This is a genomic window from Amycolatopsis sp. NPDC059021, from assembly GCF_042739895.1.
Classification (GTDB): domain Bacteria; phylum Actinomycetota; class Actinomycetes; order Mycobacteriales; family Pseudonocardiaceae; genus Amycolatopsis.
In genome coordinates this window covers 1-15441 of the sequence record NZ_JBHYIQ010000046.1, presented here as the reverse complement: position 1 = coordinate 15441, position 15441 = coordinate 1, and the positions used below count along the sequence as shown (strand labels likewise).

Annotated in this window: 13 protein-coding genes; 8 read left to right on the top strand and 5 right to left on the bottom strand. The window is 70.9% G+C overall.

All coding sequences use genetic code 11. From position 1 onward, the window contains the following. Positions 1-116 precede the first annotated feature (116 nt). A complete protein-coding gene (gene abc-f, locus ACFWX1_RS25645; RefSeq protein ID WP_378391371.1) occupies positions 117-1754 on the top strand; it encodes a ribosomal protection-like ABC-F family protein in 1638 nt (545 codons plus the stop codon). Positions 1755-2099: 345 nt separating this feature from the next. Here the strand turns inward: abc-f and ACFWX1_RS25640 are convergent, their stop codons facing one another. Together ACFWX1_RS25640 and ACFWX1_RS25635 are read right to left on the bottom strand one after the other, a co-directional pair. After that, entirely contained in the window at positions 2100-3134 is a 1035-nt protein-coding gene (locus ACFWX1_RS25640; protein WP_378391369.1) for an alpha/beta fold hydrolase, read from the bottom strand. A gap of 93 nt (positions 3135-3227) precedes the next feature. After that, complete coding sequence (locus ACFWX1_RS25635) at positions 3228-5936, bottom strand: ATP-binding protein (protein WP_378391367.1); 2709 nt, start codon at positions 5934-5936, stop codon at positions 3228-3230. A gap of 107 nt (positions 5937-6043) precedes the next feature. Here ACFWX1_RS25635 and ACFWX1_RS25630 point away from each other — a divergent pair, with 107 nt between their 5' ends. From ACFWX1_RS25630 to ACFWX1_RS25615, 4 genes are all read left to right on the top strand, one after another. Next, positions 6044-6547: a DUF6130 family protein gene (locus ACFWX1_RS25630; RefSeq protein WP_378391365.1), complete on the top strand. Its 504-nt coding sequence runs from the start codon at positions 6044-6046 to the stop codon at positions 6545-6547. After that, the gene (locus ACFWX1_RS25625; protein WP_378339544.1) at positions 6544-6708 is read left to right on the top strand and encodes a hypothetical protein; all 165 of its coding nucleotides are present in this window, start codon (positions 6544-6546) and stop codon (positions 6706-6708) included. Before ACFWX1_RS25630 ends, ACFWX1_RS25625 begins: the two co-directional genes overlap by 4 nt. Positions 6709-6746: 38 nt before the next feature. Next, positions 6747-8447, top strand: a complete 1701-nt coding sequence (locus tag ACFWX1_RS25620; protein ID WP_378391363.1) for a glycoside hydrolase family 43 protein — start codon at positions 6747-6749, stop codon at positions 8445-8447. A gap of 69 nt (positions 8448-8516) precedes the next feature. After that, positions 8517-9827 (top strand): ABC1 kinase family protein, encoded by a 1311-nt coding sequence (locus tag ACFWX1_RS25615; protein ID WP_378391361.1) that lies wholly within the window; start codon positions 8517-8519, stop codon positions 9825-9827. A 15-nt stretch (positions 9828-9842) separates the two neighbouring features. Here the strand turns inward: ACFWX1_RS25615 and ACFWX1_RS25610 are convergent, their stop codons facing one another. Together ACFWX1_RS25610 and ACFWX1_RS25605 are read right to left on the bottom strand one after the other, a co-directional pair. Beyond that, on the bottom strand, positions 9843-10505 hold the full coding sequence (locus ACFWX1_RS25610; RefSeq protein ID WP_378391359.1) for a hypothetical protein: 663 nt from the start codon (positions 10503-10505) through the stop codon (positions 9843-9845). 213 nt (positions 10506-10718) lie between these two features. Next, on the bottom strand, positions 10719-11420 hold the full coding sequence (locus tag ACFWX1_RS25605; RefSeq protein WP_378391357.1) for an LmbU family transcriptional regulator: 702 nt from the start codon (positions 11418-11420) through the stop codon (positions 10719-10721). A 493-nt stretch (positions 11421-11913) separates the two neighbouring features. On the opposite strand from ACFWX1_RS25605, the gene ACFWX1_RS25600 reads away from it, so the two are divergent. After that, positions 11914-12633: a TetR/AcrR family transcriptional regulator gene (locus ACFWX1_RS25600; protein WP_378391355.1), complete on the top strand. Its 720-nt coding sequence runs from the start codon at positions 11914-11916 to the stop codon at positions 12631-12633. 42 nt (positions 12634-12675) lie between these two features. On the opposite strand, the gene ACFWX1_RS25595 is transcribed toward ACFWX1_RS25600, so the two are convergent. Then, positions 12676-13737, bottom strand: a complete 1062-nt coding sequence (locus tag ACFWX1_RS25595; protein ID WP_378391353.1) for an Lrp/AsnC family transcriptional regulator — start codon at positions 13735-13737, stop codon at positions 12676-12678. 270 nt (positions 13738-14007) lie between these two features. On the opposite strand from ACFWX1_RS25595, the gene ACFWX1_RS25590 reads away from it, so the two are divergent. Continuing rightward, entirely contained in the window at positions 14008-14577 is a 570-nt protein-coding gene (locus tag ACFWX1_RS25590; protein ID WP_378391466.1) for a papain-like cysteine protease family protein, read from the top strand. A 4-nt stretch (positions 14578-14581) separates the two neighbouring features. Next, positions 14582-15355: a hypothetical protein gene (locus ACFWX1_RS25585; protein WP_378391351.1), complete on the top strand. Its 774-nt coding sequence runs from the start codon at positions 14582-14584 to the stop codon at positions 15353-15355. Positions 15356-15441 lie beyond the last annotated feature (86 nt).

Sequence of the window (15441 nt, the reverse complement as noted above, 5' to 3'; positions counted from 1 at the left end):
CGGGTGAGCCCCGGAGGTAGCAGGCCCCCGGCATCGCCGTGGCGGCCGCTTCGTCGTCCCCTTCTCCCCTGCGTGCGCACCATTCTGCCCACGCCACATCGCGAGGTCTCTTTTCCATGTCCGATACCTGCATCGTCGTGTCCGGCCTGTCCTTTTCCTGGCCCGACGACACCCCGGTCTTCGACCAGGTTTCCTTCACCGTCCCCAGTGGCCGCACCGGCTTCGTCGCCCCGAACGGCGCCGGGAAGACAACCCTGCTCAAGCTGCTCGCCGGCCAGTTGCGGCCGTCAGCGGGCAGTGTCACCGTCGATGGGCTGCTGGGGTACCTGCCGCAGGACCTGCCCCTGACCGGGGAACCGACCGTCGCCGAAATCCTCGGAGTCGCCGAGATCCTGCGCGCGCTGGAGGCCGTCGAGTCCGGTGACGTCGACGAGGCGCATTTCACCACCATCGGCACCGACTGGGACATCGAGGAACGCACCCGTGCCCAGCTGGACCGGCTCGGTCTCGGCGACGTCGAACTCGATCGGCGGCTGGGCACCCTGAGCGGCGGCCAGGTCGTCTCCCTCGGCCTCGCCGCGCAGTTGCTCAAACGTCCCGACGTGCTGCTGCTCGACGAACCCACCAACAACCTCGATCTCGACGCGCGCCAGAAGCTCTACGGCGTGCTCGACGACTGGAACGGCTGTCTCCTGGTGGTCAGTCACGACCGCGCGCTGCTCGACCGCATGGATCGCATCGCCGAGCTGGAAAGCGGGGAAGTCCGGTTCTACGGCGGGAACTTCACCGAGTACGAGCAAGCGGTGCAGGCCGCGCGCGAGGTCGCCGAGAAGAACATCCGCAACGCCGAGCAGGAGGTCAAGCGCGAGAAACGCGAGATGCAGCAGGCGCGGGAGCGCGCCGCCCGCCGAGCGAGCAACGCGCAACGGAACCTCGGCAACGCGGGACTGCCGAAGATCTTCGCCGGCACCATGAAACGCAACGCGCAGGAGTCCGCGGCGAAGGCGGACGGGACGCACGCGGCCAGGGTCAGCGCGGCCAGGACCAAACTCGACCAGGCCGAGCGGGTGCTGCGAAGCGAGCAGAAGATCAGCCTGGAGCTGCCCAAGACCGCGGTTCCCGCCGGGCGGACGCTGTTCCTCGGCGAACGTCTCCGGGTGAGTTACGGCGAGCGGGCGCTGTTCGCGGGCGAAGGCGCGGACCTGGCGATCCGCGGCCCCGAACGGATCGCGCTCACCGGCCCCAACGGCGCCGGGAAGTCCACCCTGCTGCGGCTGGTCCAGGGCGAACTCCAGCCGGACGGCGGCGACGTCAAACGCGCCGACGGCCGGATCGCCTATTTGTCCCAGCGCCTCGACCTGCTCGACGGCGAGCGCACCGTCGCGGAGAACCTCGAGGCCGCCGCACCCGCGATGCCGCCGTCCGACCGGATGAACCTGTTGGCGCGCTTCCTGTTCCGCGGCGCGCGGGCGCATCTGCCGGTCCGCGTCCTTTCCGGCGGGGAGCGGCTGCGCGCGACGCTGGCCTGCGTCCTGTTCGCCGAACCGGCGCCCCAGCTGCTGCTCCTCGACGAGCCCACGAACAACCTCGACCTGGTCAGCACCGGCCAGCTGGAAAGCGCGCTCAATGCCTTCCAGGGCGCGTTCGTCGTCGTCAGCCACGACGAACGCTTCCTCGCCGAAATCCGGATCGACCGCTGGCTCCGGCTCGAAAACGACAGCCTGCGAGAGTCCACAATAGACTCACCGCGCTGACGGGGTGGTCCGTGAAGGACTCCTTACCCGCGCTGAGCGCTGTGAAGGAGGCCTTCACGGCATTCGGCTCCGGGGGATCGGCGGGGGTGCCGGGGTGTCGCCGGGCGGTGCTGTCGGCGTGGGCGGAGAGATTCCGAGGGACGCCCTGGGTGCATCCACCGCACCGAGGGACGCCCCGGGTGCACTCAACGCACCCAGGGACGCCCCAGGTGCACTCAACGCACCCAGGGACGCCCTTGTCGCACCCGTGCCCGGCGGACCGCAGGCGACCTCCAGCACATCCACGGCCCGGGAACCCTTGGTGAGAAAACCTCAATGTGGCATTCACGGACCGATAACGGGCCTTCAGAGGTGATCGGCGTCGATGATCGCCTGGGCGAAGGGCCGCGGCGCCTCCTGCGGCACGTTGTGCCCGATCCCGTCGAGGATCCGGTGAGCGTACTTACCGGCGTACTTGTCCCGATAGGACTTCCCGTCCTTCGCCGCGCCGTCGAAGTCGCTGCCGATCGTGATCGACGGCACGGAAATCGGCGGCGCGGTGGCGAGTTTCCGTTCGTACTCGTCGAACCGCGGCTCGCCGGGGGCGAGGCTCAACCGCCAGCGGTAGTTGTGGACGACGATGTCGACGTGGTCGGGGTTGTCGAAGGCCGCCGCGCTGCGGTCATAGGTGGCGTCGTCGAATGTCCACCGCGGGGAAGCGTTTTTCCAGATCAGTTTGTTGAAGTCGTGGCGGTTCGCGCGGTAGCCGGCGCGCCCGCGTTCGGTCGCGAAGTAGTACTGGTACCACCAGCCCAGCTCGGCCGCCGGGGCCAGCGGCCGCTGGGTGGCCTCGAGGTTCGTGATGATGTACCCGCTCACCGCGACGATCGCCTTGCACCGTTGCGGCCACAGCACCGCGATGACGTCGGCCGTCCGCGCGCCCCAGTCGAAGCCGCCGAGAATCGCCTTGTCGATCTTGAGGGCGTCCATGAACGCGACGATGTCGGCCGCCACCGCCGACTGCTGTCCATTGCGGACGGTCTCCGCGGACCGGAAGGTGGTCGCGCCGTACCCGCGGAGGAACGGGACGAGCACCCGGTACCCCGCCGCGGCCAGCAGCGGCGCGACGTCGACGTAGCTGTGCCCGTCGTAGGGCCAGCCGTGCAGCAGGAGAACCGGCTGACCGGCGGCCGGGCCGAACTCGGCGTAGGCCATGGTGACGTCCCCGGCGTCGATCCGCTTGATCGGGCCGAGCGAGGTGTGCTCGCCCGACCCGGCGCGCGAATCAGGAGTGGCCGGAGCGGCGCCGGGAGTGGCCGGGGCGTTCGACGAGCACGCGGCCAGCGACGTCGCCGCCACTCCCGCCGCGAGCACCTGCGTGAACCGTCGCCTGCTGATCATCGGGACTCCTGTGCGAAAGCCTTCGGGAACGACGGCGACGTTAAGCAACCGCCTCGGGCCTTCGCGACCGTCGGATGACGCAGCCGGGGTAAGTCAGTCCCCGAACGCCGCGAGCGCCGCCGCGAGATCCGCGCGCGAGCTGACGCCGAGTTTGGGGAAGATCCGGTGCAGATGCGTGCCGACCGTCCGGTGGGAGAGGTAGAGCCGCTGGCCGATCTCCCGGTTCGTCAGTCCCTCGGCGGCGAGCTGCGCGATGCTCAGCTCGTGCGGAGTCAGCTTCTCCCGCGCGTCCGGCCCCCGGTTCGGGCTGGACTCCCCCGCACTGCGCAGTTCCCGCCGGGCCCGCTCGGCCCAGGCCGTCATGCCGAGCGCGTCGAACATCTCCCGTGCCGTGCGCAGATGCGTCCGGGACTCGACCACCCGGCGCTGCCGCCGCAGCCACTCGCCGAACGCCAGGTGCGCGCGACCGCGCTCCGCGGGCCACCCGTGCAGGTCCGCCCGCAACGCGGTCAGGAACAGCTCCTCGGCGTCGTCACTCGAGGCGAGCACGGCACGCGCGTAACGCAGCCCGATGTGCACCGCCGGTGATGACGTCGACGCCGCCAAGGGCTCGAGTTCGCGCAGGATCTCCCGGAGGGCGTCGGTCCGGCCGGCCCGCACGGCGGCCTCGGTGAGTTCCGCGACGAAATACGCGCGCAGGGCCAGCTGGTAGGCGGGATCCGCCGGGTCGAGAATCCGGCTCAGGTCGGCGAACGCGTCGTCGAAGCGGCCCTCGCCCAGCGCCGAGAGCCCGCGCGCGAGCTGGACGGTGGCCAGGACCGGCCGGGCGCCCGCGGCGAGCCCGGCCCGTTCCGCCTCGTCCGCCAGCGTCTTCGCCTGTTTGTGGTCGCCCCTGAGCGCGGCGATCTCGGCCTGGACGGCCGTGGCAAACCCGTACATGAACGGCTGCCCGGTCTCCCCGGCGAACCGGGCGGCCTCCGCCGCGACCGGTACGGCGGTGGCCAGGTCGCCCAGCCGGGTCCGGCTCCATGCCTGGACGGCCAGCGCCCTGGCGAGCAGGCCGAGCCGTCCCTGTGCTCGCAGACCGGGCGCCGCGGTCTCCGAAAACCGCGCCGCCAGGTCGAAAGCGCCGACCTGCAACGCGGCACTGCCCAGATACCGGTCGCGTTCCGGATCGTCGCCGGGTGCCCCGGCGAGCTCGCGCAATCCCGCCAGTACGGCGTCGCCGCGCTCGAACGGCGCGACGTAGGCGGCGACCGCGACCGCTCGCGGATCGTCCTTCCGGACCAGGATCCGGTCCGCGATCGCCAGCAGCGAACGCCGGGTGTCCGCACCGGGTTCGGCCCAGAAACAGCGCATCGCCGCGCCCCACAGGATCCGCCCCGCGGCGTCGTCCTGCCCGTCCGCGGCGACCGACTCGGCCAGCGCCGCCAGCTCCGACACCCGGGAGACGTCTTCGCGGACGCCGTCCTCGAATCCGCTGAGCAGCCAGCTCGCGGTGGCCCGCTGCCGCGGCGAAAGCTCTGCCGTCCGTGCCTCGCGCACCAGGCGTTCGGCCGTGCCCCGGCTGCCGGAGTCGACCGCCAGCTCGGCGGCACGCAGCAAGCGGCTCGCCCGCGCGTCCGGCGCTTCGCTCAACCGCGCGGCCTGTTCCAGCGCGGCGATCGCCGCCGCCGCGCCGCCCCGGTGGTGTGCCCTGTCGGCGGTGCGTTCCAGCTCCTCCGCCACGGTCTCGTCGGCTCCGGTCGTCGCGGCGGCCCGGTGCCACGCCTGCCGATCCTGGTGCCCTGCCAGGGTTTCGGCGAGCGCGAGGTGGGCCCGCCGCCGCTCGGCGAGGCAGGCGTCCGCCGGAATGGCCGCGCGCATCAGCGGATGCCGGAAGCTCACCGTGCCGGGCCCCAGCTCGACCAGCCCGGCCGCGGCGGCCGGTGCCAGGACCTCCGGCTCGGGCGGCGAGCCGAGGAGCCGGCCGGTGGCCGCGAGGGTTTCGGCGAGGGAATCACTGGGGTTGAGTGCCGCGACCAGCAGCGCGGTCCGAGCGGGCGCCGTCAGGTCCGCGACCCGCGCGGTGAAGGCACGCTCAAGACGATCGCTCAGCGGCAGCACCGAATCGGCCCCGTCGAACTCCGCCGACGGCAGTTCGGTCAACGCCAACGGATTGCCCGCCGCCGCTTCGAGCACGCGCGCCCGGACCGTCGAGGCAAGGCCAGGGGCGACCGTGTCCAAGATCTCGGCGGCGGCCTCGGCCGGGAGCCGGTCGACAGGCATCGGCGTCAGTCCGGCATCCCGCAGTGAGGAAGGCTCGTCATCCCGGAGGGTCGCGATCAGGACGATCGGCTCGGACTCGATCCGGCGGGCGACGAACGCCAGGACGTCCGCGCTCGCGCTGTCGAGCCAGTGCACGTCCTCGGCGACGACGAGCAGCGGCCGGCCGGCGGCTTCGTCGGCCAGGAGGGTCAGTGCCGCCAGGCCGACGAGGTACGCGCTGGGTTCGTCACCATCGGCGAGGCCCAGCGCGGTCCGCAGCGCGTCCCGTTGTGGCGACGGGAGCGCGTCCAGCCCGGCCCGGAGCGGATACAGCAGCTGGTGCAGCCCGGCGTAGGCCAGGTTCCGCTCGGCCTCCGCGCCGGTCGTGGTCAGCACGCGCAGGCCCGCCACGGACGCCGCGGAAACCGCCTCCGCCACGAGCGCGGACTTCCCGCTCCCGGCCTCCCCGTGCAGGAGGACGCCGCCGTGCTCCGCCGGCCCGCCGACGAGTTCGGCCAGAACCTTCAGCTCGGCATCCCGTCCGAACAGCGGCATCGTGCCCCCTCTTGTGCGTAGTGATCACGACGATACCCACCATGACGTACAACGTCGGCGTCATCCGACGGGCGCCGAGGCCTTCATCACGGACTTACCTTGGCCGCGTGTCAAACCATCACAGGACAGTGCGCGTGGCCGCCGTCGCGGCCATCGCCGCGCTCACCGCCGCCTGCTCGGCGAGTACTCCCCCACCAGCGCCGCCGTCGCCGGTGGCCGCCGCACCGGCCCCGGTCGCCGCGAGTGGCTGGTCGCCCGCACCGGTCGTTCCACTGGCCTCGCAACCGGCTCCGTCGCTGGTCGTCGACGCGCCCCTGCCCGACCAGCTGGCCATGGGCCTCGTCGTGCTCCGCTACCGCGCGGAGAACCTGCGGATCGTGCCGGTCTACGGTCCCGCCGCGCTCGACGTCTCACCGCGGATCGGCCACATCCACGTCACGGTCGACGACGCGCCGTGGCACTGGGCGGACGGCAGTGGCGAGCCCCTCATCATCCAGGCGCTGCCGCCGGGCCCGCACAAGGTCTGGATCGGGCTGGCCGATCCGACGCACAAGGTCATGGACAGCAAGACCGTGGAATTCGTCATCCCCGCACAGGCCGGTCACCATTGAGCGCCCGCACCGTGCCGGGGCCGGAGTGGCAGCTGCTCGCACCGTTGGCGGTCCTCGCGGGCGAGCTGGGCGCCACGATGGCCCAGGCGACGATCACCTGGCTCGCCGGACCGGCGATGCGCACACCGGAATGGTTTCCCGATGAAGACATGAGGGGCTAACGTCGGATAGCCATCCAGCCGGTTCGCGGGGAGGCGTGATGACCAGATGGCGGATCCTGCTCGTGCTGTCCGTACTCGTGGCGCTGCTCGCGGGGACGCCGCCGGTGTCGGCCGTGCCCGGCGGGACGACGCGCACGAACGCCACCTTCTTCAACGACGCGAAGACACCCGGGGCCGACCCGTATGTCCGCTACGACCGGGCGACCGGCTACTACTACGCCTACTCGACCGAGGGCGCCGACCCCGGCTACCACTTCGGCGTCTACCGCTCGCCGGACCTGGCCACCTGGGAACACCTGCCCGGCGGAGCCCTGCGCGCCGACGATCCCGGCAACTGGGCGCACGACTGGTACTGGGCGCCGGAGGTCTACCACAACGAGAAGACCGGGCTGTACTACCTCTTCTACGCGGGCCGGATGAACACGCACGTCGCGGAACACTTCAAATACGCCGATTTCGAGGAGCCGTCGAAGATCGGGGTGGCGGTTTCGCGGTCGCCGGGCGGCCCTTTCACGAATATCGCCGCGCAGCCGATCGACTATTTCCCGTTCGACCCGGCGTACCACGACGTGAACCTGATCATGGACGCGACACAGAAGAAACCGCCCGCCACTCTCGAAGAAGGCCGGACAGCGCCGCTGGGCACCTATATCCCGTTCATCGACCCGGACGTGTTCTTCGACGACGACGGCCGGATCTATCTCTACTTCTCCCGCAACGCCTACCGGAACTGGGTCTGGGACACCGATCTCGGCAAGTACGTCGAGGAGTCCAACATCTACGCGGTCGAGCTGACCCGCGGCTGGTGGGACGACCCGGCCGGCACCACGATGCCCGCGATCGGTCCGTCCTATCGCGACACCAACCGCTCCCCCGCCGATCCGCCGGGCACCCGCAAGGACGGCTTCACCCCGATTCTTTCGTACGCCGGGGACAAACAGGCCTGGGAGAACGCGCACGTCGACGACTACGCGAAGTCCGGTGGCGCCAAAAAGGACCGCCGCTGGGCCGAAGGCTCGACCACGATCAAGACCTACACCGGAACCGGCCGGGACCGCAAAGCCGTCTACTACCTGACGTATTCGGCGAACAACTACGAAAACCAGTACTACGGCGTCGGTTACGCGGTTTCGGACAGCCCGCTCGGGCCATGGCGCAAGAGCCCGGCGAACCCGGTACTCACCCAGAATCCGGCGCAGGGACTGTATTCCACCGGACACGGCAGCGTCGTGGCTTCGCCCGATGGCCGCGAGCTCTACTACGTCCACCACGGTCGTCCATCCACAGTGGACGATCGACGGCTCTACACCGCGCGGCTGCGGCTCGATCCGGCACGGGCCGGGCTGGCGATCGACGGCACCACCGAGGACCGGCCGCTCCCTTCGGGGGTCGCGCCGTTCCGGATCCAGGCGGCGGACCCCATGCTCGTCGTGCCCGCCGGGAAGCGGGCGAGCACGACCGTGTCGGTCCGGGCGCGCGACGGCGCGGAGTTCGACCTGGCCAATCCGCTGAACGGCCTGCGGGCGGAACTGCGTCCCGCGTCGGCGGGCACGGCGCGGGTGGACGGCGACCGGATCACGGTCACATCGACGGGCGGCTTCGCCCTCCTCACCGTGACGTACCGGCGCGCGCTGGCCGGAGGCGGACGCACCGACGTCACCCAGTCGACCGGCGGGCACCCGGCCGAGCCGGTCTCGGTGACCGTGCCCGTGTTCGGACTACCCGCGCCGCGAGAGTAGGAGCTGGTCAGCAGCCTCCGCGCCCACTGTCTACTGACAAGTAGGCACGCCCCGTGTCACCATCGTCGGATGTCCGACATCCCGCATCGAGGCGCGCGCCGCACCGCCAAGCTCGCGAGCCTCCCGCTCGGGGTGGCGGGGCGCATGGTCGGCGGCTGGGGACGGCGGCTGCTCGGCGCCGACGCCGCGGGCGTCCAGGCCGAGCTGGCCGAGCGCACGGCCGAGCAGCTGTTCGAGGTGCTCGGGCAGCTCAAGGGCGGTGCGATGAAGGTCGGGCAGGCGCTCAGCGTGTTCGAGGCGGCCGTGCCGGACGAACTCGCTGAGCCCTACCGCGAAGCGCTGACGCGGCTTCAATCGGCGGCGCCGCCGATGCCGGCGAGTTCGGTCCACGCGATCCTCGCCGAGCAGCTCGGCTCGGGTTGGCGACGGCGGTTCCGCGACTTCGACGACCAGCCCGCGGCCGCGGCCAGCATCGGGCAGGTCCACCGGGCGGTGTGGCACGACGGGCGCGAAGTCGCGGTCAAGGTCCAGTACCGCGGCGCGGCCGAGGCGCTGCTCGCCGATCTGAACCAGCTGCGGCGGTTCAGCAGGCTGCTCCAGCCGCTGGTCCCCGGCATGGCGGTCCGGCCGTTGCTCGCCGAGCTGACCGAGCGGATGACCGAGGAACTCGACTACCACGCCGAAGCGGGACACCAGCGCGCCTTCGCCGCCGCCTTTCGCGACGATCCGCGGATCTTCGTGCCCGGGGTGCTCGCCAGCGCGCCGAAGGTCCTGGTCGGCGAATGGGTCACCGGCACCCCGCTCGCCGAGGTCATCGCCTCGGGCGGCAAGGAGGTCCGGGACCGGTTCGCCGCGCTGCTGGCGGAGTTCCACTACTCCTCGGCCGATCGTGTCGAACGGCTGCACGTGGACCCGCACCCCGGGAACTACCTGCTGCTCGGCGACGGGCGCCTCGGCGTGCTGGACTTCGGCGCGGTCGGCCGCGTGCCCGGCGGCATCCCGTGGACGCTCGGCCGGATCGTCCGGCTCGCCGTCGACGGCCGCCCCGACGAGTTGCTCGCCTTGCTGCGCAAGGAGAACTTCGTCCAGCCAGGGATCACCATCGAGGCTTCGGACGTGCTGCGCTACCTCGCGCCGCTGGTGGAACCGGTCCAGCGCGAGACGTTCCATTTCACCCGCCGCTGGCTGCGCAGGCAGGCGGGCCGGATGACCGATCTCCGGCGGCCCGAGTTCGACACCGGGCGCTCGCTGAACCTGCCCGCGCGCCACCTCATGCTCGTGCGCGCCACCGGCGGCACGACCGCGATCCTGTGCCAGCTGGATGCCGAGGTCGCGATGCGGCCGATCTTCGAGTACTGGCTCGACGGTTTCGCCGACTGACCTGCCGCGGGGAATTCAGCAGCCGCTCCCTTTCGCCGCCGGGACACCGATGACGCCCCAGCGCGTCGCGATGACGATCGCCTCGCTCCGGTTCCGCGCCCCGATCTTCCGGTAGGTGTCCTGGATCAGCCGGTACATCTGCCGTTCCGAATAGTCCGCGGCACGGGCGATGTCGGCCACCGACGCACCCCGCGAAAGCGCGCCGAGCCAGCCGATCGCCTGCGGGTCGAGCCCCAGCCCCTCGGGCACCGCGGCCTCGGGCTCGGCCAGTGCGCGGGCGATCCGGCTCGGCAGGAACGTCGCACCGCGCAGCGCCGCGCGCAGCACACCGACGATCTCGGTGATGTCCGCATCGTGCGCGACCAGCCCGTCGGCCCCCGCCCGCAGCGCGGCGCGGTGACCCGCCACCGTCGGCTCGTTCAGCAGGGAGATGATCGGCAGTCCCGGCCAGCGTTCCTTCGTGCGGGCCAGCGCGGCCACGTCCTCGGCCGAGGATGGCAAAAGGCAGGCCTGCCAGGAAGAATCGCCGAGCGGATCGGTCGAATCCGCGTCGTGCACTTCGAAACCCGCTTCCTTGAGGCCGAACACCAGGCCGAGGCGATAGGCGGGCAGGTCGTGCACGATGAGGATCCGCTGGTGATGCGCGAGCCGTGCGTCATGACGAAGGAGCCCGTCCATGCCCACTCCATTCGATGGCTACCCCATCAAATCTACTCACGGGAGCGACCATGGGCAGGTCCGTACGCGAGGCCTTTCCGTCGCCTGGCCCGGCGGACTTCGCCGAACTGTCAAGGAATTCGCCGGGAAATCCGCCGAAAGCCGCACCGGAATGGCCGGGGCCGCAGGCACAGGCGAATTCTCACCGCGGGCAGCGCGGTCCGGGCCCGGCTCTCACGCGAGCCGGTTCGCCGCCACCGCCGGGAAACGCCACGTCTCGGCGCTGACCTCGTCGCTGAGCACCTGTTCCGCGGCGCGGTCCAGCATCGCCATGACCCAGTTGTCGAACTCGACCCCGGACAGGTCCGCCGCCCGGCGCCACCACACGAGCCGGTTGTCGGGGACCTCGATGCGCGGGATCACCGACGCGGACTGCTGCTTCCGCTCACCACCGCTCTCGAGGCGCTCGTCGCGGATGCGGCTCCGCAGCTGCTTGGTCGTCCACATCGCTTCTTCGGCCCTGTCGAGCCAGAAGTCCTGTTCCTCGACCGGCAGCGAAGCGACCTCGGCGTGGTGCTGGAAACTCAGCCCGGCACGCCGCCTGCCCAGGTCGAACCGGCGCGCCACCCAGGCGTAGTTACGCAGGGTCTGGTACTGCAGCCCCGCCGCGCGGATGGCCCGGCGATACCGGTCGGTGTAGCGCTTCTTGCCGTAGACAAGCCAGTCGCCGAGCCACCACGAGGACGAGTCGACGATGCCGGAAAGCTGCCGTCCGGCCCGTTCCCAGCCCTCGAAGCTCAGATCCGCCGGAATGCTCAGGCCGACCCCGGTCATCAGCACCTGGTCGTCGTCCCGGCCCGGCGGCACCTCCGCGGGCAGCCGCCGGTCCAAGGTCCCGGCGATCTCCGGGGCCGGGACATTGTCGGTCACGCTCATTGAAGCCCCCAGTCGAACATGATTCGGCGCGTGCCCGGCCATCTCACGGCCGTGCACGACCAACCAGAACCGTTTCTTCACCGGCCGGACTCATGGCCACGGCGAATACGCTCTGTTCCTCGCAATCCCCCGTTGTCCACGAACCCGTCCGTTCGTTCTCGCACACTGTTCCAAACCGTGAAGTAACCGAGGAACCCCCGAATGGGTAGTCCTCCCGGCACGGTGGATCACCCTCCTTCCCGCATGCCCGCAGGTCACGGCGACCGCACCGACCAGGAAAACAGCGTGCTCGCCATCGCTCGGACAATGCTAGAACCCGAGTGAACCCTTGCCTATCGAGAAAGCATCTGTTAGGGGGGCGACTGGGGGTTTCCCGGTAGGGGTTCCGCCGCTATCCGGTGGTACTTGTGTGCGGCGGCGAACAACCCGCGAACCCACGGCCGATTCGAAACCGAAACACCCTCATGTCTCGGAGCCGACCTATGATCCCGGCATGACATCCGACCCGCTGAGCCGCGAGCAGATCGTCCGGGTCGCGATCGAACTGCTCGACGCCGACGGTGTGGACGGGCTGAGCATGCGGCGGCTCGCGGGCCGGATCGGCTCCGGCGCCACCTCGATCTACTGGTACGTCCGGAGCAAGGACGAGCTGACCGCACTCGCCGCCGACGCGGCGTTCGGCGAGATCGAGCTGCCCGATCCCGCCAGGGTGGGCTGGCGGACCGCGGCGGGCAGGATGGCACACGGCCTGCGCGCGACCATCCTGCGGCATCCGTGGCTCCCCCAGGTCATCGCCGCCCATCCGGCCTTCGGCCCGATGACCGCGCGCCACGCCGAACACGCCTTCGCCGTCTTCCAAGAGGCCGGCTTCGCCGGCACCGACCTGGACTGGGCCACCAACGCCCTGTTCGCCTTCGTGTACGGCACGGCACTCGGCGAGGCGACGACGACGAACCTGCGGGAGCGGCTGCGGCGGGACGGGGTCGACGAGGAGCAGTACATCAACGAGCTGATCGACAAGCACCGCGCGGCGGCGGCGCCGTTCCCCCGGTTGCGAGAACGCTACGAAGCCTCGACGCGGGCGGACCAGGACAGCGCACGGGACAGGTCGTTCGAGTTCGGCCTGCGCACGGTCCTCGACGGCCTCGAAGCCCGGCTCGTCCCCGCGCCGGGGCCGCCGGGCGGCCTCGCGGCCGAACCCGGCAGTCCATAAAGGACTCGGGGACCTCGGTGTCCCGCCGCCGGGACAGGCGATTCACGGTGCCGGAGTCATCGGCACCTGTCCCCGCGCGACGCCGTTCGCGTCGAGCAGCCTGCCCATCCGCTTCGGCATTTTCGTGGTGATGCTCCGTTCGGCGATCCGCACGCCGGGCAGGCGCGCGGCCAGCGTCGCCTCGAAGTCCAGGCAGCCCGACGGTGCACGGAACCAGGTGGACAGCACCAGGTTGTGTTCGCCCGCGACCGCCGCGCACAGCCGGGTCTCCGGCAGCGCCGCGACGACCCGGCCCACCTCGTCCAGCCGGTCGCCCGGCACGTCCAGCCGGTACCCGCCGATGACCGGCCAGCCCGCGACGCCGTGGGCGAGATCGCAGCGGAAGTCCAGTTCGTGGTCGACGAGCATCCTGGCGAGCCTGCGGCGGACCGCGGACTCGCTCATCCCGCAATCCCGCGCCAGTTCGGCGAAACTGCGGCGGCCATCCGCGCCGAGCGCGTGGACCAGCGCCTCGAAATCCGTGTCGTTCCACCGCGCCGGGACCACCAGCCGCGCGCGCTCGGCCGTGTCGTCGAGCACCGCCCGTTGCTGCGGCGTGAGGGTGTGGACCAGCCAGCCGCTCCCCTCGCGGTAGACGCGGGTGGCCACGGCGAGCCGCACCGCGGTCACTCCGCCGAGCTCGGCCACCCGCCGTGCGATCAGCCGGTCCAGCCCGGCGAGCCCGTGCGCGGACACCCCGAGGAAGAGCTGATAGCGCCCGGTCGTCCGCTCGAGGTTGAACACGCACTGCCAGCCGCACAGCCGCTCGGTCAGCGCCGTAAGCGCTTCCGGGCGGCACGCGATGTCGAGATAGCCGACCGTCAGCGTCGGGACCGTGACGTACGCCGTCAGCCAGGCCAGCCCCGCCGAGGTGAGCCGCTCCCAGCGCCGCGCCGCGGTGGTCGCGTCGACGCCGATCGCGGTGCCGATCCTGGTCCACGGTGCGCGGGGGTCCACCTGCAACGCCTCGACGAGCGCGAGGTCGAGCTCGGTCAGCAAGGCGCTTTCCGGCGGCGCTTTCCGGGAAGGGCCGGATTCCGGCGCGTGGGCGACCTGCCGCGACATGGAGCGCATTGTGACCCACCCGTCACGGATTGCCAACCTTTCCGCCGGAATCCACCACAGCGACGGGCCGGACGCCGTGATCCGCCGCCGTGTCCACCCCGGATCGGAAACCATCCGTTAGTAGGTACCGGCCCCGGAACCCGCCGCGAAAACTTTGTCCAGTTCTTCCTCTTCCATCCCCGCCGATTCGGACACCCCCTTCGGGCTCAGCACCCTCGGATGTCCACAAAGGACAAAGGAGTGTGCCTCGTGAGGACGAAGAGTCTCGCCCTGCGCGGGCTCGCGACGGCGTGCGCGTCGGTCGTCGCCCTGCTCGCGTCGCCGGCAGCCGGTACCGCGGCGCCTGCCGCCCGTACCGACCTGCGCATCACGATGCAGGCGCAGGAAAAGGACCAGTGGTGCTGGGACGCCAGTGGCAACACCATCGCCGCCTTCTGGGGTCACAAGCTGACCCAGACCCGCTTCTGCCAGATCGCGCACAACGAATCGGGCAGCGACTGCCGGAACAACCAGGGTTATCTCAGCGACCAGCAGCGGGTTTTCCGGTACCTCGGTTTCCGGAACACGGGCACGTACAACTCGAACGGCCAGATCCTTTCCTTCGCCGCCATCAAGAACCAGATCGACGCCAAACACCCCATCGGCACGCGGATCGGCTGGACCTCGGGCGGCGGGCACATGCACGTGCTCTACGGCTACGACGACACCAACGGCGTGACGAAGGTCGAATACGGCGACCCGTGGCCGAACAACAGCCGTTACAACTCGATGAACTACAGCTCCTACAAATCCAACAACCAATTCCGGTGGACCCACACCGTGTACGGGATCGAGGGCTGAGACGATGAGGAACCTCTTGCGTGCGGCGATCCTCGCCGGTGCCGGGCTGCTCGCCGTGCTCGGTGCGGGAAGCGCTTCCGCAGCCGAATCCCCCGCCGGGCAGCCGAACGCGGCCGACCTCGCCGCCATCGGCACGCTCGTGTCCGGAAAGGACACCGCGGACCGGCTCGCCACCACGGTCTTCCCGGACGGCACCAGAGTCGCCGCGGAAACCGCGGCCCGCAACGCGATGGCCGACCCGGCCAAACCCGTCGCGGTCTACGAACCGTCCGCGGCGTTCGTCACCGGGAAATCCGCCGTGCCCGCCGAGCTCGCCTACGTCGCCGTGCCCGCCAGGACCGGGGACGGTTCGACGGCCACGGTGCAGGCCCAGCGCGAAGGCCGCGACTGGTCGGTCTTCAACGTCGCGTCCGGCGACGTCGAACAGCGGCTCGCGGCCGAGGCCGGCAAGGGCTACCTGCTGCACGAACCGCAGGTGAACGCCTGGTACGCGGTCGAAGGCAGCACAGTGCGGGTGCTCGACGGCTCGGTCACCGGCACGGCGAAGGGCGCCACGATGAGCATCGACGCCTTCCGCACGGCGTTGCGTGACCGCTACGCCGACAAACTGCCCGGCTCGGCCTACGACCGCGAAGGCGCCGGGGGCGGCTACCACCCGGCGTCCGCGACCGCCCGGCCGGACGAACCGCGCGACCTGCTCATCCCGATCCTGCTCGGGGCCGGTGCGCTGCTGCTCGTCGCCGCCGGCGCCTACGCGGTGCGCCTGCGCAGGCAATGACCTAGGACAACGACCTAGTACAGCGACTGGGGGGGGGCGGGCCGGGCGCCAGGCCGCCCGCGCGGCGGAGTGTTGTCAGCGTGTGT